This is a genomic window from Pseudomonas sp. BF-RE-21 (genome assembly GCF_019947305.1).
Lineage (GTDB): Bacteria > Pseudomonadota > Gammaproteobacteria > Pseudomonadales > Pseudomonadaceae > Aquipseudomonas > Aquipseudomonas migulae.
Window position 1 is genome coordinate 1 of record NZ_JAGYGF010000023.1, and the last position, 15,604, is coordinate 15,604.

General features: G+C 61.9%; 16 protein-coding genes. 2 read left to right on the plus strand and 14 right to left on the minus strand.

The window, feature by feature from the left end; translation table 11 throughout:
- Positions 1 to 30 precede the first annotated feature (30 nt).
- The 11 genes from pqqE to pedF all read right to left on the minus strand — a co-directional run bounded on the left by pqqE (position 31) and on the right by pedF (position 10,450).
- A complete protein-coding gene (gene pqqE / locus KGB25_RS16545; protein ID WP_223435876.1) occupies positions 31 to 1,173 on the minus strand; it encodes a pyrroloquinoline quinone biosynthesis protein PqqE in 1,143 nt (380 codons plus the stop codon).
- Positions 1,151 to 1,423 carry a pyrroloquinoline quinone biosynthesis peptide chaperone PqqD gene (gene pqqD, locus KGB25_RS16550; protein WP_008024861.1) on the minus strand — a complete coding sequence of 91 codons (273 nt, stop codon included), beginning with the start codon at positions 1,421 to 1,423 and terminating at the stop codon, positions 1,151 to 1,153. Before pqqD ends, pqqE begins: the two co-directional genes overlap by 23 nt.
- A complete protein-coding gene (gene pqqC, locus KGB25_RS16555; protein ID WP_192416553.1) occupies positions 1,420 to 2,172 on the minus strand; it encodes a pyrroloquinoline-quinone synthase PqqC in 753 nt (250 codons plus the stop codon). Before pqqC ends, pqqD begins: the two co-directional genes overlap by 4 nt.
- Positions 2,173 to 2,305: 133 nt before the next feature.
- Positions 2,306 to 3,220, minus strand: a complete 915-nt coding sequence (gene pqqB, locus KGB25_RS16560) for a pyrroloquinoline quinone biosynthesis protein PqqB (RefSeq protein ID WP_192227445.1) — start codon at positions 3,218 to 3,220, stop codon at positions 2,306 to 2,308.
- A gap of 55 nt (positions 3,221 to 3,275) precedes the next feature.
- Positions 3,276 to 3,347: a pyrroloquinoline quinone precursor peptide PqqA gene (gene pqqA, locus KGB25_RS16565; protein WP_003253598.1), complete on the minus strand. Its 72-nt coding sequence runs from the start codon at positions 3,345 to 3,347 to the stop codon at positions 3,276 to 3,278.
- A 256-nt stretch (positions 3,348 to 3,603) separates the two neighbouring features.
- The gene (locus tag KGB25_RS16570; RefSeq protein ID WP_008024867.1) at positions 3,604 to 5,124 is read right to left on the minus strand and encodes an aldehyde dehydrogenase family protein; all 1,521 of its coding nucleotides are present in this window, start codon (positions 5,122 to 5,124) and stop codon (positions 3,604 to 3,606) included.
- 242 nt (positions 5,125 to 5,366) lie between these two features.
- Complete coding sequence (locus KGB25_RS16575; RefSeq protein WP_223435878.1) at positions 5,367 to 7,142, minus strand: PQQ-dependent methanol/ethanol family dehydrogenase; 1,776 nt, start codon at positions 7,140 to 7,142, stop codon at positions 5,367 to 5,369.
- 248 nt (positions 7,143 to 7,390) lie between these two features.
- Positions 7,391 to 8,332, minus strand: coding sequence for a quinoprotein relay system zinc metallohydrolase 1 (locus KGB25_RS16580; RefSeq protein WP_223435880.1), 942 nt, complete (start codon positions 8,330 to 8,332; stop codon positions 7,391 to 7,393).
- 16 nt (positions 8,333 to 8,348) lie between these two features.
- Entirely contained in the window at positions 8,349 to 9,110 is a 762-nt protein-coding gene (locus KGB25_RS16585) for a quinoprotein dehydrogenase-associated SoxYZ-like carrier (RefSeq protein WP_223435883.1), read from the minus strand.
- Positions 9,107 to 9,985, minus strand: a complete 879-nt coding sequence (locus KGB25_RS16590) for a substrate-binding periplasmic protein (protein WP_223435884.1) — start codon at positions 9,983 to 9,985, stop codon at positions 9,107 to 9,109. Before KGB25_RS16590 ends, KGB25_RS16585 begins: the two co-directional genes overlap by 4 nt.
- A gap of 3 nt (positions 9,986 to 9,988) precedes the next feature.
- A complete protein-coding gene (gene pedF / locus KGB25_RS16595; RefSeq protein ID WP_192227441.1) occupies positions 9,989 to 10,450 on the minus strand; it encodes a cytochrome c-550 PedF in 462 nt (153 codons plus the stop codon).
- Positions 10,451 to 10,704: 254 nt separating this feature from the next.
- Between pedF and exaA the strand changes: the two genes are divergently transcribed.
- Both exaA and KGB25_RS16605 read left to right on the plus strand, forming a co-directional pair.
- The gene (exaA, locus tag KGB25_RS16600; RefSeq protein ID WP_008036738.1) at positions 10,705 to 12,597 is read left to right on the plus strand and encodes a quinoprotein ethanol dehydrogenase; all 1,893 of its coding nucleotides are present in this window, start codon (positions 10,705 to 10,707) and stop codon (positions 12,595 to 12,597) included.
- A gap of 138 nt (positions 12,598 to 12,735) precedes the next feature.
- Positions 12,736 to 13,383 (plus strand): pentapeptide repeat-containing protein, encoded by a 648-nt coding sequence (locus tag KGB25_RS16605; RefSeq protein WP_223435886.1) that lies wholly within the window; start codon positions 12,736 to 12,738, stop codon positions 13,381 to 13,383.
- A gap of 120 nt (positions 13,384 to 13,503) precedes the next feature.
- Here the strand turns inward: KGB25_RS16605 and KGB25_RS16610 are convergent, their stop codons facing one another.
- Genes KGB25_RS16610 through KGB25_RS30410 form a run of 3 tightly spaced genes read right to left on the minus strand, consistent with a single transcriptional unit; the run spans position 13,504 to position 15,526 of the window.
- On the minus strand, positions 13,504 to 14,142 hold the full coding sequence (locus KGB25_RS16610; protein WP_192227438.1) for a response regulator transcription factor: 639 nt from the start codon (positions 14,140 to 14,142) through the stop codon (positions 13,504 to 13,506).
- Positions 14,139 to 15,401, minus strand: a complete 1,263-nt coding sequence (locus KGB25_RS16615; RefSeq protein WP_223435889.1) for a histidine kinase — start codon at positions 15,399 to 15,401, stop codon at positions 14,139 to 14,141. Before KGB25_RS16615 ends, KGB25_RS16610 begins: the two co-directional genes overlap by 4 nt.
- A 2-nt stretch (positions 15,402 to 15,403) precedes the next feature.
- The gene (locus KGB25_RS30410; protein ID WP_008024888.1) at positions 15,404 to 15,526 is read right to left on the minus strand and encodes a hypothetical protein; all 123 of its coding nucleotides are present in this window, start codon (positions 15,524 to 15,526) and stop codon (positions 15,404 to 15,406) included.
- Positions 15,527 to 15,604 lie beyond the last annotated feature (78 nt).

The following is a 15,604-nucleotide window of genomic DNA, read 5'->3' on the forward strand; positions in this document are numbered from 1 at the left end:
GGCTCCTACAGGGGTTGTGTGTTGGGTGGGTTATCCGCGATAGATCAAGCGGGAAGCCTTCTCATTGCGCAAGGTCAGGTGCTCCATGCCCTGCCCCGGCGCTTCGGCCTCCTCGCGAGCCTTGAGGATCACGCCATGGTGCGGTGACTTGCTGCACACCGGGTCGGCATTGGCGGCATCGCCAGTCAGCATGAACGCCTGGCAGCGGCAGCCACCCAGGTCCTTGTGTTTTTCATCGCAGGAGCGGCATGGCTCCTTCATCCAGTCGTCGCCACGGAAGCGGTTGAAACCGAAGGAGTCGTTCCAGATGTGCTCGATGCTGTGTTCGCGCACATTGGGGAATGTCACCGGCAATTGCCGGGCGCTATGACAGGGCAGCGCCGTGCCGTCCGGGGTGATGTCGAGAAACAGATTGGCCCAGCCGTTCATGCAGGTCTTGGGGCGTTCTTCGTAGTAATCCGGGGTGACGAAGATCAACTTGCACGGATGGCCCTGCGCCTCAAGCCGTTCGCGGTATTGATTGGTGATGCGTTCGGCGCGCTGCAATTGCTCGCGGGTCGGTAACAGGCCCACGCGATTGAGCTCGGCCCACCCATAAAACTGACACGTGGCCAGCTCGACAAAATCCGCTTCCAGCTCCAGGCACAAGTCGATGATTCGGTCGATGCGGTCGATGTTGTGCCGATGGGTGACGAAATTCAGCACCATCGGATAACCCTGGGCTTTCACCGCACGGGCCATGGCGAGTTTCTGCGCGAACGCCTTGCGCGAACCGGCGAGCATGTTGTTGACCGCTTCGTCGGCCGCCTGGAAGCTGATCTGGATATGGTCGAGCCCGGCGACCTTGAAATCATGGACTTTCTGCTCGGTCAGGCCGATGCCCGAGGTGATCAGGTTGGTGTAGTAACCCATGTCCCGTGCGGCTTTTATCAGCTCCGCCAGGTCCTGGCGCACCAGCGGCTCACCGCCGGAAAACCCCAGTTGCGCAGCGCCCATCGCACGCGCTTCGCGAAACACGCGAATCCAATCGTCAGTGCTCAGCTCCGCGCCTTGCTGGGCGAAATCCAGTGGATTGGAGCAATAGGGGCATTGCAACGGGCAGCGATAAGTCAGCTCCGCCAGCAGCCACAGCGGTGGCCCCGGCGGCGCATCATTCGATCCAGAATTGAGCATGGGCCACCTCCAGAAACGCCAGCACATCCTCGTCGATCCCCGGCACACCGGGAAAACTCGCGGAGAGCAAATCAATGATCGCCGCCACACTGCGTTGACCGTCCAGCAGGTCGAGAATCTGCCCGGCACTGGCGTTGAGTTTGATCATGCCTTCGGGGTACAGCAGCACGTGGCAGTCCTGACGAGGTTCCCACTGCAGCCGAAAACCCCGGCGCAATGCCGGTGACTGCGCACGATTGATCGGGCTCACAAGGCGATCCCCCGATGCCAGACGCGTTCGGTGGTCACCGTGTGATACGGCGGGCGTTCCAGCTCATAGGCCATGCTCATGGCGTCGAGCATGCTCCACAGCACGTCGAGCTTGAACTGGAGGATTTCCAGCATGCGCTGCTGGGCTTCGACGGTGACGTAGTGCGCCAGGGTAATGCGCAAACCGTGCTCGACATCGCGCCGCGCCTGACTCAGGCGCGTGCGGAAATAGTCGTAACCGGCGACGTCGATCCACGGGTAATGCGCTGGCCAGGCGTCGAGCCGCGACTGGTGGATCTGCGGGGCGAACAGCTCGGTCAGCGAGCTGCTGGCCGCTTCCTGCCAGCAGGCGCGCCGGGCGAAATTGACGTAGGCGTCCACGGCGAAACGTACACCGGGCAATACCAGTTCCTGGGACAGAATCTGCTCACGATCCAGGCCCACCGCTTCACCGAGGCGCAGCCAGGCTTCGATACCGCCTTCGCTGCCAGGCACGCCGTCGTGGTCGAGAATCCGTTGCAGCCACTCGCGACGCACGTCGCGGTCCGGGCAGTTGGCGAGGATGGCGGCGTCCTTGAGCGGTATGTTGATCTGGTAGTAGAAGCGGTTGGCGACCCAGCCTTGAATCTGCTCGCGACTGGCGCGACCGGCGTACATGGCTTGGTGGAACGGGTGATGGATGTGGTAGTACGCGCCTTTGGCGCGCAGGGCCTGTTCGAATTCGGTGGGGGTCATCGCTGTATCAGTCATTGCAGGTCTCCTGGAGGATTTGCGGTGTCTGGTCTGGCGCCTTCGCGGGCAAGCCTCGCTCCTACAGGCGATGCGCGAACCTTGTAGGAGCGAGCGGTGCGGCGATCCGACTTGCCCGCGAAGGCGTCATCCGCTACAGCACAATATCCATGCCGTCATAAGCCACCTCGATCCCGCGCCGCTCCAGCAACGCCCGCTCAGCCGAGTCTTCGTCGAGGATCGGGTTGGTGTTGTTAATGTGGATCAGCACCTTGCGCTGACGAGTAAAACCCTCCAACACCTCCAGCATGCCGCCCGCCCCACTCTGCGGCAGATGCCCCATCTCGCTGCCCAGGCTCTGGCCGACTTCACAGACGCGCATTTCGTCATCGCGCCACAACGTGCCATCCAGCAACAGGCAATCGGCACGCTGCATCCAGCTCAACACCTCGTCATCGATTTGCCCGAGGCCCGGCGCATAGAACAACGAAGCGCCCGTGCGCCGGTCTTCGATAAACAAGCCAATGGTGTCGCCTGGCTGTGGGTTGCCCCGATTCGGTGAATACGGCGGAGCATTGCTGACCAGCGGAATGGCCCGAAACTGCAACTGTTCGCAGGCCGCGATGCTGAACGGCTGGCGGTCGAGCCCGATCGGTTGCCACTGCAAACCGCCATTCCAGTGCTTGAGCATGGTGAACAATGGAAAGCCGCTGCTCAGGTCTTCATGAACCCGCTCGGTGCACCACACCGAATGCGGGCAGCCTTCGCGCAGGCTCAACAGGCCGGTGCAATGGTCGATCTGGCTGTCCATCAGGACCACGCCGGCAATGGCCGTGTCGCGCAAACGGCGTGCCGGTTGCAGCGGCGCGAAACTCTCGAGTTGCGCGCGAATATCCGGGGAGGCATTGCACAGCACCCAGTCCACACCGTTGTCGCTCAGGGCAATGGAGGATTGCGTGCGACGTTGCGCGCGCAGGCTGCCATCGCGCATACCGGCGCACTGGCGACAGTTGCAGTTCCACTGCGGAAAACCACCGCCAGCGGCGGAACCGAGAACGCGAATGTGCATGGGCGATGCTCCAGAAGGCAGGCCCGGCCAACGCAGCGGCTGGCCGGGTGGACGATCAGCGGTTGGCGAAATACATCGTCACTTCGAAGCCAATGCGCAGATCGGTAAACGCGGGTTTAGTCCACATGGGTCATTCCTCTTCTTGTGCCGGACGATTCCGGTAGAACCATTAATGCACGGGGCGGCAGGCGCCCGAATGCTACTTTCGAAGGAGGTTGTGGGGTGCGTTGGTAGGGGGGGGCGCGGTTCTTCATCGCCACACAAAACACTGTGGGAGCGGGCTTGCCCGCGATAGCGGAATGTCAGTCAACGAATGTGTTGAATGTGACGCCGCCATCGCGGGCAAGCCCGCTCCCACAGGTTCCGGTGGTGTGCTTATGGGGTTAGAAGAACCCCAGCGGATTAATGTCGTAGCTCACCAGCAGGTTTTTGGTCTGCTGATAATGGTCGAGCATCATCTTGTGGTTCTCACGGCCGACACCGGATTTCTTGTAGCCACCGAACGCGGCATGCGCCGGGTACAGGTGGTAGCAGTTGGTCCAGACGCGACCGGCCTTGATCGCCCGGCCCATGCGGTACGCGCGGTTGATGTCGCGGGTCCACAGGCCGGCACCGAGGCCGAACTCGCTGTCGTTGGCAATCGCCAGGGCTTCGGCTTCGTCCTTGAACGTGGTGATGCCCACCACCGGGCCGAAGATTTCTTCCTGGAACACGCGCATCTTGTTGTGGCCCTTGAGCAAGGTCGGCTGGATGTAATAGCCGCTCGACAAGTCGCCTTCAAGACGTTCCGCCGCGCCGCCGGTGAGCAGCTCGGCGCCCTCCTCCTGGGCAATTTTCAGGTACGAGAGAATCTTGTCGTATTGCTGCTCCGACGCCTGGGCGCCGACCATGGTGTCGGTGTCCAGCGGGTTGCCGCGTTTGATCTTGACGATCTTCTTCATCACCTCGGCCATGAACGGTTCGTAGATCGACTCTTGCACCAGCGCACGCGACGGGCAGGTGCAGACTTCGCCCTGGTTGAAGAAGGCGAGCACCAGGCCTTCGGCGGCTTTCTCGATGAACTGTGGCTCGGCGTTCATGATGTCTTCGAAGAAGATGTTCGGCGACTTGCCGCCCAGTTCGACGGTGCTCGGAATAATGTTCTCGGCGGCGCAATGCATGATGTGCGCGCCCACCGGAGTGGAGCCGGTGAAGGCAATCTTGGCGATACGTTTGCTGGTGGCCAGTGCCTCACCGGCTTCGCGACCGAAACCTTGCACGATGTTGAGCACACCGGCCGGCAGCAAGTCGGCGATCAGTTCGGCGAAGACCATGATCGACAGCGGTGTCTGCTCGGCAGGCTTGAGCACGATGCAGTTGCCGGCCGCCAGGGCCGGGGCGAGTTTCCACGCGGCCATCAGCAGCGGGAAGTTCCACGGGATGATCTGCCCGACCACGCCCAATGGCTCGTGAAAATGATAGGCGGTGGTCAGCTCATTGATTTCGGCGGCGCCACCTTCCTGTGCACGGATGCAACCGGCGAAGTAACGGAAGTGGTCGGCGGCCAGCGGCACGTCGGCGTTGAGGGTTTCGCGCACGGCCTTACCGTTGTCCCAGGTTTCGGTGACGGCAAGGATTTCGAGGTTTTGTTCGATGCGATCGGCGATTTTCAGCAGCACCAGCGAGCGGTCCTGCGCCGAGGTTTTGCCCCAGGCATCGGCAGCGGCGTGGGCGGCGTCGAGCGCCCTTTCGATGTCGGCGGCGCTGGAGCGCGGGAACTCGGCGATCACTTCACCGGTTACCGGCGAGGTGTTGGTGAAGTACTCGCCATTGACCGGTGCGACGAACTCGCCGCCGATGAAGTTGCCGTAGCGCGGTTTGAAGGAAACGACGGCGCCGGGTGTTCCGGGTTGTGCGTAGATCATGATGGGCCTCTGTCTGGGTCGATGCCTGTCGGGCAAACAGGCGATGAACCGATAGTAGAGAGCCCCGCGTGCCAGACGAATGCGCCGTTGGCAGGGGGGGCTCTCGTTATTTGGTAGTAGGTTTCACGCATTCCCCTGTAGGAGTGAGCCTGCTCGCGATAGCGGTCTGACAGTTGACGCCATTGTTGAATGTACTGGCCCCATCGCGAGCAGGCTCGCTCCCACAGGTTTTACGGTTGGAGTTAGTGCTTGGCCACCAGGTCTTTCGGCAACTTGAAGGTCCAGAGCATGCCGCCCTGGTTGAAGTCCTTCACGCGCTTGGCCACTTCACCGCCCCACAGCGGAACAGCACCGCCCCAACCGGACAGCACCGAGACGTACTGCTCGCCGTCCATTTCCCAGGTCACGGGCGAGCCGAGTACGCCGGAGCCGGTCTGGAATTCCCAGACTTTCTCGCCGGTCTTGGCATTGAATGCCTGGAGGAAACCTTCCGGCGTGCCGGTGAACACCAGATTGCCCTTGGTGGTCAGCACCCCGCCCCACAGCGGCGCGAAGTTCTTGTGACGCCAGACTTCCTTGCCGGTTTTCGGGTCGATGGCGCGCAGCACGCCGATGTAGTCTTCGTTCAAGGGCTTGATGGTGAAACCGGCACCGAGGAACGCCGCGCCTTTCTTGTAGGCGATGCCTTCGTTCCAGATGTCCATGCCCCACTCGTTGGACGGTACGTAGAACAACCCGGTGTCCTTGTTGTAGGCCATCGGCATCCAGTTTTTCGCGCCGAGGAACGCCGGGGCGACGAACACCGAACTGCCCTTGGCTTCGGTGCCCGGTGCGCCGGGACGGCTGGCTTCGTTGTAGATCGGCCGGCCTTGTTTATCGAGGCCAGTGGCCCAGGTGATCTTGTCGACGAAGGGGAAGCCGCGAATGAACTTGCCGTTAGTGCGGTCCAGTACATAGAAGAAGCCGTTACGGTCCGCAGTCGCGGCGGCTTTGATTTCTTTGCCGCCATCGGTGTAGTTGAACGACACCAGTTCGTTCACGCCGTCATAGTCCCAACCGTCGTGGGGCGTGCTCTGGAAGTGCCATTTGATGGTGCCGTCGTCCGGATTCAGCGCCAGGCGTGACGACGAGTAAAGGTTGTCGCCAGGGCGCAGGTGCGAGTTCCACGGCGCCGGGTTGCCGGTGCCGAACAGCAGCAGATTGGTTTCCGGGTCGTAGTAGCCGCCGAGCCAAGGGGCGGCGCCGCCGGTTTTCCACAGATCGCCGGGCCAGGTCTTACCTGCTTCGCCACCGGAGATGCCGTTCTCTACCGCTTTGCCGTCCTTGTAGACATAGCCCATGTGGCCCTCGACGGTGGGCCGGGTCCACAACAGATCACCGTTTTTCGGGTCGTAGGCTTCGATCTTGCCCACCACGCCGAACTCGCCACCCGCCACGCCGGTAATCAGTTTGCCGTTGATCACCAGCGGCGCGGCACTGATCGAATAACCTTCCTTGTGGTCGGCGACCTTCTTGCTCCACACCACTTTGCCGGTGTCTTTGTTCAGGGCCACGAGCTTGGCGTCGAGGGTGCCGAAAATCACCAGGTCGCCATACAGCGCCACGCCCCGGTTGATCACGTCACAGCACGGGCGGATGTCATCGGGCAGACGCGCATCGTATTGCCAGAGTTTCTTGCCGGTGCGCGCATCCACCGCAAACACCCGCGAGTAGGAGCCGGTCATGTACATCACGCCGTCCTTGATCATCGGTTGCGCTTGCTGACCGCGTTGTTTTTCACCGCCGAAGGAGAAGGCCCAGACCGGCCGCAAGTCTTTCACGTTGTTGACGTTGAGGGTGTCGAGCGGGCTGTAGCGTTGACCCTGGACGCCCAGACCGTTGGTGACGACCTGCTCCGGGTTCTTGGGGTCCTGGAGAATGTCCTGGTCGGTGACGGCGGCCAATGCGGTGCCGGACAACAGCATGGCACTGAGCAACAGGCTCAAGACGAAGGGTTGGCGACGTGCGGGTTGGGTCATGACGGCTGCCTCTGCGGTTATTGTTATACCCGGGAAATTTTCCCGGTCTGGTACAGATTCTTGGGCGCCGCCGCCCTTGCAACAATTGCCCGCAGTGCTGAGATTGCTAGTTCCTTAGTACCGGGTCGGGTGTTATTGACCAACACACATCCCCTGTGGGAGCGAGCCTGCTCGCGAAGGCGGCCGCACATTCAGCATCAATGTGACAGACAGACCGCTATCGCGAGCAGGCTCGCTCCCACAATGGATCAGCGTTGGTTGGTGGTGGAGTCAACGCGTTTCATTTGTGTGCGCTCGTAGCGCGGATAGAGATGACTGACGCTGCGGATCAGTTCGTAGCGACTCAAATTGATCCCGGCAAAACGTTCGGGAATCGGGCTGCGGATCATCTCGGCCATGTCGCTGCCGTCGGCCGCACCCTCGCGCATCAACTGGTCGAGCCAGCCGAGGTAGTCACGCATTTGTTCGAACGGTTTTGCATCCGTGGCCACTGGGCCGTGACCGGGGACGATAAGCGTCCACGCCACCCCCTGAAGCGTGGCGATGTCCGCCAGCCACACCGACAACCCCGGACTGTTGGGCGTGGTCAGCGCCCGCTGGTAAAACACCAGATCCCCGGCAAACAGCACGCCGGTTTGCTGGTCGAGAATAGCCAGATCCGCGCCGGTATGCCCACCCAGGCTCAGCAGGCGCAGATCGTGATCCCCAAAATTTCGCACGCCAGGCGTCAGCGTCTCGGTCGGCAACACCACTTCGGTGCCCCGCATCCAGTCGCCCACCAGCCGATACATGTTCTCGGCCATGGCGTCGCCCTGCTGCTTCAACAACTCGCAGGTACCCGCGAGCGCGCCGATCGGCACATCGCTGAAGGCCTGATTGCCCAGCACATGATCGGGATGATGATGGGTCAGCAACACCTGGATCACCGGTTTGTCGGTGGTCGCGGCAATGGCTTTGCGCATCGCTTCGCCGTATCGCCTGGACGGCCCGGTGTCGATCACCACCACGCCGCGTTCGGTGACGATGAACGCGGTGTTGACGATGTTGCCACCGTTGGTCTTGGCAAAATTGTCGGTACTGCCTTCCAGCAGCCAGGTGTCGGCGGCGATCTGCCGGGGCTTGAGTGAATAGTCGAGTTCGGCCAACGCCGGAAGGCTCAGGCTGATGAACAACAGCAGCATCCAGCGCATCACGCGCTCCTTTGAGTCAGGGTATGGCCGCATCAAATTCGTTGCCGCTGTTGTCGCGCAGCAACAGGCGCGTCTGCCCTGCCCCTTCGATGTCGAAGGCTAGGTTGGGGTTTTCGCTGACGGCGGGAAACAGTTCGAGACGGGCCAGCACTTGATCGTTCTGATCCCGCAGCTCGGCATGGTTGATGAAGAATTCCGGGATACCGCCGACCATGCCGTTATCCATCGGGTGCGCCACCTGCAAACGCAAGCGGCTGAATTCGCCACGGGGATAACGTCCGCCAAGCACTTCGCCGATGTGCTCTTCCCAGCCCGGCTGGGTGCGCACCACGCTCGGCGCCGTGCATCCGCCGCCCGCCGCATCGATCAGGGTCGAGCCGACATGCCACACACCGTCGCGAGTCAGGACGGCCGCGCGTAGCGGCGTGGCTTGTTCAACACGAATGCGGATCGACAGCCAGGGCAACACCCGATCCAGCGGCTGGAAATCGACAATTTTCGGCAAAGGATTGAGCTCGGCCCAGGCGAGGATTTTCACCACCTCGCCCTTGAACGCACGGGCGTCGATTTCCAGCGGCACTTGCCGGGCGTCTTCGGCGAACGGCGGCGCCAGCAGCTTGACCCGCTCATCAAACACGAACGGCGCGTCGCCAAGCATCTGCTTGTGATAGAAGGCCCACATCACCGACGGCACCGGGTCTTTGCCCGGTGCGATGTCTGCCGCGTGCGCGGCCAAGGGTAGCCAACAGGCCAACAGACAACACATGCGCCAGTTCACTGTTGATACATCTCCGGGACGTCATAGCGCAGGCCATAACGGGCATAAATGGCTTTCACCGAACCCTCGCGGATCAAGGCTTCCAGCGCCTCTTCCACGGCATAGGCCAGTTGCCGGTTGCTCTCGTGCACGGCCATGCCGATTTCCCAGAGTTGCTTGCCCATGTTCGGGTAGGCGTTTTCCGCCAGCGCCACTTGCGGGTCGGCGGCTTCATGAACCTGCCAGTCGATCTCGCCGCGCATGGCCATGACCGCGTCGACTTCGCCCGCCTTCATCGCCGCGAACGCCTGGGGCACACCGGGGTAGTGATGGGTTTTGCCGGCGAGCATGCCGTTGAACACCGAGGTCAGGTAGAACGACGGCACACTGTCGACCTCGACGCCGATCGGGTGATGCTCGAACACCGCGACGCTGCCTACCGACTCGAGCCGACGACGGTCGTAGGCGACTTGCCATTGTTCGTTCTGATACGGACCGAACATCACCACATGGCTGTTTTCCAGTTCGCCCAGTTCGTTGCGTTTGCGCGCGTAATCCTGGTCATAGGGCACGCGCATCATCAGGTCGGCCAGTTGCAGATCGTGCAACGGACTGGCGCGCCAGATGTAGTCGCGCAGGTCGTCGTCGAGCTTCTCGCCGGCGGGCGCCCAGATCAGCGTCAGGCGCACACCAAGCGCTTTGGCCAGGGCCTCTGCGAGGTCGACATCGACGCCACGGGGTTGGCCGGCGTCGTCGAAACTGTAGGGGGCGAAGTCTTTGTAGACCGCCACTTTCAGCTCTCCGGCAGCGATCATTTCGTCATAGCTGCGGACCTGCGCCTGCACCGTCTGGCAGCACAGCAACACAGCGCTGATCAACACCGCGAGCAGGCGCATGCATTACTCCTCGACGCGGACGCTGTCCAGGTAAGTGCGCACCGCCCACAGGGCTTCCTGGCTCAGGTAATCCGCCATTTTCGGCATGTACACCCGGCCGTCACGCACCGCGCCATGGCGCACCCGTTCGACGAACCATTCATCACCGGCCTCACCGACATCAAGCATGCGCAAATCAGGTGCGATGCCGCCGGATTTGGCTTCCAGGCCATGACAGGCCGCGCAGTTCTGGTTGTAGGCCGATGAACCGATCTCGACGGCCTTATCGTGTTCCGGGGAAGTGCGGTAAGGGTTCACCGCCGCCCATCCATCGCCATCGAGTTGCACGCCGGCGTCCTTGATCGGGGTCAGTCCCTGGGTTTCGACGGCTTGTGGCACGACATTGCCGTGAGCCCAGACCGAACCTGCACTGATGAAACCGGCCAGCAGGCCGGCAACGAGCAAGACGTTGCGTTTTGTTGTCATTGTTATGCCCTCAGGATTGCACGCAAAACCTCTTTACAGAGGCTATGGCAGCCATCTTAGGAATCACTTCGCACAAGCCCCATGCTGCTTTGGTGGCCGCCACCCAGTACCTTGGTAGTAGGGCTTGCGACGCACATCCAAATCAGGTGTCGCCTGGGAAATCTTCCCGGCAACAGCGGGACTTTTTCCGTATTCGCCACCCCGTCGGACGCACCACCCTGTGCAGGCCAAAACCTCCACTGGGAACTGCAACCATGACAATAAGATCGCTACCCGCCCTTTCCCCTTTGACCCTCGCCGTGCAAGCCTTTTTGCTGGTGAGCAGCCTGTCCCTGAGCGCTGCCAGCCAAGCTGCAACCGCGCCTGCCACACCGACGCACAACGTGAGCTGGGAAGACATTGCCAACGATCACCTGACCACCAAGGACGTTCTGCAATACGGCATGGGCACCAACGCCCAGCGCTGGAGCCCGCTGGCCCAGGTCAATGACAAGAACGTGTTCAAGCTGACACCGGCCTGGTCCTACTCCTTCGGCGACGAGAAGCAGCGCGGCCAGGAATCGCAGGCCATCGTCAGTGACGGCGTGGTGTACGTCACCGGTTCGTACTCGCGGGTATTTGCCCTCGACGCCAAGACCGGCAAGCGCCTGTGGACCTACAACCATCGCCTGCCGGACAACATTCGTCCGTGCTGCGATGTGGTCAACCGTGGCGCGGCGATTTATGGCGACAAAATCTACTTCGGCACCCTCGACGCGCGACTGATCGCGCTGGACAAGAACACCGGCAAAGTGGTCTGGAACAAAAAATTCGGCGACCACGCCGCCGGTTACACCATGACCGGCGCCCCGGTGCTGATCAAAGACAAGACCAGCGGCAAGGTGCTGTTGATCCATGGCAGTTCCGGCGATGAGTTCGGTGTGGTCGGGCAACTCTATGCCCGCGACCCGGACACCGGCGAAGAAGTGTGGATGCGACCTTTCGTCGAAGGCCACATGGGCCGCTTGAATGGCAAGGACAGTACGCCGACCGGCGACGTCAAGGCGCCGTCCTGGCCGAACGATCCAACCACTGAAACCGGCAAGGTCGAAGCCTGGAGCCACGGCGGCGGCGCCCCTTGGCAGAGCGCCAGTTTCGACGCGGAAACCAACACCATCATCGTCGGCGCCGGCAACCCTGGCCCGTGGAACACCTGGGCGCGCACCTCCAAGGATGGCAACCCGCACGATTACGACAGCCTCTACACTTCGGGCCAGGTCGGCGTCGATCCGAGCACTGGCGAGGTGAAATGGTTCTACCAACACACCCCGAACGATGCCTGGGATTTCTCCGGCAACAACGAGCTGGTGCTGTTCGACTACAAGGACAAGGACGGCAAAACGGTCAAGGCCACCGGCCATGCGGACCGCAACGGTTTCTTCTACGTGGTCGACCGCAACAACGGCAAATTGCAGAACGCTTTTCCCTTCGTCGACAACATCACCTGGGCCAGCCACATCGACCTGAAGACCGGGCGGCCGGTCGAGAATGAAGGCCAGCGTCCGGCCAAGCCGCTGCCGGGGGAAACCAAGGGCAAACCGGTGGAGGTTTCGCCGCCGTTCCTCGGTGGCAAGAACTGGAACCCGATGGCCTACAGCCAGGACACCGGCCTGTTCTACATTCCGGGCAACCAATGGAAAGAGGAATACTGGACCGAAGAGGTCAACTACAAGAAAGGCTCGGCCTATCTGGGCATGGGTTTTCGCATCAAGCGCATGTACGACGATCACGTCGGCACCTTGCGGGCGATGAACCCGACCACGGGTAAAGTGGTGTGGGAGCACAAGGAACACTTGCCGTTGTGGGCCGGCGTGCTGGCGACCAAGGGCAACCTGGTGTTCACCGGCACCGGCGACGGTTTCTTCAAGGCCTTCGACGCGAAAACCGGCAAGGAGCTGTGGAAGTTCCAGACCGGCAGCGGCATCGTCTCGCCGCCGATCACCTGGGAACAGGACGGCGAGCAGTACATCGGCGTGACCGTCGGCTATGGCGGCGCGGTGCCGTTGTGGGGCGGCGACATGGCCGAGCTGACCAAACCGGTGGCTCAGGGCGGGTCGTTCTGGGTGTTCAAGATTCCGAGCTGGGATAACCAGACCGCGCAGAAGTAATTCTCCCCACCCACCTCTGTGGGAGCGAGCCTGCTCGCGATTAACCTGAGACCGCCGCGGGGCACCAGACACCCCGCGTCATCGTTGACGACCATCGCGAGCAGGCTCGCTCCCACAAGGGAAGCCAGAGACCTTGCCATGAAATACCTGCCTCTAATGTTATTACTCGCCGCCCTTCCGGTTTTCGCGGATGACAGCGACGACGCCCCCCTGATCATCAACGGCTGCACCCTCGCCGAACACAGCCAGTGCCCCGGCGCCAATCTCAAAGGCGCCAACCTGAGCAATCAGGACCTGCGCAACATGAACCTCAGCGGCGCCGACCTGCGCGACGCCGACTTGCGTCACGCCCGCCTCGACCTCGCCAACCTGGAAAAAGCCCAACTGCAAGGCGCCAACCTGACCCGCGCCAGCCTGCAACAAAGCAACCTGCGCCTGGCCGACTTCAGCGGTGCTACGTTGATGGCGGTCCAGGGCTGGGGCATGTTTGCCCAGGGTGCGCAGTTTCAGGACGCCAACCTCAGCGGTGCCTACCTGCAATTCGCCCGCCTCTCCGGCGCCAAACTGCACAACGCCAACCTGCGGGCGGCCGACCTGGAAATGACCTGGTTGAGCAAAGCCGACCTCAAAGGCGCGAATCTCAGCGATGCCAATCTGCAGGAAGCCAAGTTCGGTGAAAGCAACCTGGAACAGGCAAACCTCAGCGGCTCGCGTCAGCATTATGCGAACTTTCAGGATGCGAATATGGACGGCTGCATCGGTTGCCCGACGACGTGGAACAAATAGCACCTCCCCCCTGTAGGAGCTGGCTTGCCAGCGATGGCGGTCTTTCATTCAGCATAGATGTCGCCTGATAAGCCGCTATCGCTGGCAAGCCAGCTCCTACAGGGGTGGTGTGTGGTTCACTCATCCCGCCTTTCGCACCACCCCCATATCAATCCCCAGATGTACCAGCTCGGCATGGGAGCTCACCTGCAATTTGCTCTTGAGCAACGTCAGGTGATTGGAGACGGTCTTGCTGCTGATGCTCAGCTGTTCGGCAATCACACGGGCCGGGGTGCCTTTGGCGAGCATCACGAAAATCTCCAGTTCGCGCTGGGTCATGCTCTGCAAACGCGGGTCGCTGGCGTCCTGTTGCGGGTGACACGCCAGTTGAGTGGCCAGGGGCTGTTCGATGTAGGCGTGGCCCGCGAGAATCCGCCGCACCGCCTCGATCAGCACTTCGGGCGCCGAGCTTTTGGTCAGGTAACCCGAAGCGCCCGCCTCCAGTGCCTGGCGCACCAGCGGCAGCTCATCGTGCATGCTGAAAAACAGCACGCGCAGTTGTGGCAGACGCTGTCGCAACCGGCGCGTGGTTTCCAGCCCGCTGATCCCCGGCAGGCCGAAATCCATGATTACCAGATTCGGCACTGCCTCCTGAACCCTGATCAGCGCTTCTTCACCCGTCGCGGCTTCACGCACTTCCATCGCCGGCAGCAACGCGCGCAACAAACTCGCGTAGCCCTGACGGACTACCGCATGGTCATCCACCAGCAGAATATTCATGACGTCTCCAAAGGCATGCTCAAGGCCAGCGCCCAACCGGCGCCGGGGTGGCTGATGATGCGTATCTCACCGCCCAGACTGCGGGCGCGCTCGAACATCGAATACAAACCGACACCCGGCCGCTGTGGCTGGCGGGCGCCGCGTCCGTTGTCACGAATCAATAAACGCAAGTGGCCGCCGCAGTGTTGCAGGCGAACCCGCACCTGGCTTGCATCGGCGTGGCGGGCGACGTTGGTCAAGGCTTCCTGCAACAGGCGGTAGAGATGGGTCTTGTCCGGCGCAGACAATGGCGGCAACGAAGCGCTGACGCGCAACTGACAATCGACACCCTGTCGGCCTTGCCACTGCTCCACCAGCAACGCGAAAGCCTCGGCCAACGGCAGGTGTTGCAACACCACCGGATAGAGGTCGTGCACCAGCGCCCTGAACCCTTGTTGCAGGTGCTCGCAGTTGCGTTCCAGTTCACGCACCGTGCGCTCCACGGTGTCCGGTTGATCGGCGACCAGGCGCAACAGGCAGGCCTGAGCGCGAATCCCCGCCAGGTATTGACCGAGGTCGTCGTGCAGGGTCTGCGCCAGATGAGTGCGTTCCTGTTCCTGCACCGCGAGCAAGGTCTGGGTCAGTTGCGTGTTGTCGGCGCGCGCCTGTTCCAGTGCTTCGGTCATGCGATTGAAGTGCACCGCCAGTTGCTGCGCTTCCGGCAGCCCTTGCGCGCGCAGTCGCACCTTGAGCTGGCCGCCGGAAACCTGCCGCAATGCGTGCAGCAACTCATCGAGCAGGCCCATGCCCCGGCGCACGGCCCAGCGAATGGTCAACAGACTCAACAACAACGCCAGGCCACACAGGCTCAGTAATTGCTGGAGGGAATCCCAGACTTCATCGATTTCATCCCGTGGATCGACCGCAATCAGCACACGCCGGCCATCCTGCAGATCCAGCTCCCGCGCACTGTGCCTGGCCTCGGCAAACAGCAATCGCCCGAGCCAGGCGTCAAGCCCGTCCTGCATTGGCGGTTGTGCCGCTTCGCCCGGTTCGAGCCAGCGCACCCGCACGTGACGCAGACTTTGCGTCAGCCGTGGTTGCAGGCTGGCGGGATCGCGCGCGGCGGTTTCGCTCAAGTACTCGACCACCGCCTCGGCGGATTGCAGCTCTCGCTCCACATCCGCCAGCGCCTGGTGCATCAGCAAGCCCATGCACGCCAAAGTGACCAGCGCGAAAAATCCGCAGACCCAGAGGTTGATCCGCCATAGGGCCGACACGCCTAGCGCCCCGGTGTCGCAGGCATTACCAGCAGCGACGCGGGGCGCGGGCCGTGGAGTTTGTCGACGCCGATCAGACTCAGGATCAGCAACAACGGCAGGAGCAGCGCCTTGAGAATACGCATGGTCGATCTCCTTCAGAGTGATGGCCGTTGTTGCCCATGCTAAAACCGCGCCGCCCTCGGCGAGTTACTACCTTGGTA

Coding starts and splice junctions, on each gene's coding strand:
- pqqE (WP_223435876.1), bottom strand. CDS start 1,173: ATGCTCAATTCTGGATCGAATGATGCGCCGCCGGGGCCACCGCTGTGG.
- pqqC (WP_192416553.1), bottom strand. CDS start 2,172: ATGACTGATACAGCGATGACCCCCACCGAATTCGAACAGGCCCTGCGC.
- pqqB (WP_192227445.1), bottom strand. CDS start 3,220: ATGCACATTCGCGTTCTCGGTTCCGCCGCTGGCGGTGGTTTTCCGCAG.
- KGB25_RS16570 (WP_008024867.1), bottom strand. CDS start 5,124: ATGATCTACGCACAACCCGGAACACCCGGCGCCGTCGTTTCCTTCAAA.
- KGB25_RS16575 (WP_223435878.1), bottom strand. CDS start 7,142: ATGACCCAACCCGCACGTCGCCAACCCTTCGTCTTGAGCCTGTTGCTC.
- KGB25_RS16580 (WP_223435880.1), bottom strand. CDS start 8,332: ATGCGCTGGATGCTGCTGTTGTTCATCAGCCTGAGCCTTCCGGCGTTG.
- KGB25_RS16590 (WP_223435884.1), bottom strand. CDS start 9,985: ATGCGCCTGCTCGCGGTGTTGATCAGCGCTGTGTTGCTGTGCTGCCAG.
- pedF (WP_192227441.1), bottom strand. CDS start 10,450: ATGACAACAAAACGCAACGTCTTGCTCGTTGCCGGCCTGCTGGCCGGT.
- exaA (WP_008036738.1), top strand. CDS start 10,705: ATGACAATAAGATCGCTACCCGCCCTTTCCCCTTTGACCCTCGCCGTG.
- KGB25_RS16605 (WP_223435886.1), top strand. CDS start 12,736: ATGAAATACCTGCCTCTAATGTTATTACTCGCCGCCCTTCCGGTTTTC.
- KGB25_RS16610 (WP_192227438.1), bottom strand. CDS start 14,142: ATGAATATTCTGCTGGTGGATGACCATGCGGTAGTCCGTCAGGGCTAC.
- KGB25_RS30410 (WP_008024888.1), bottom strand. CDS start 15,526: ATGCGTATTCTCAAGGCGCTGCTCCTGCCGTTGTTGCTGATCCTGAGT.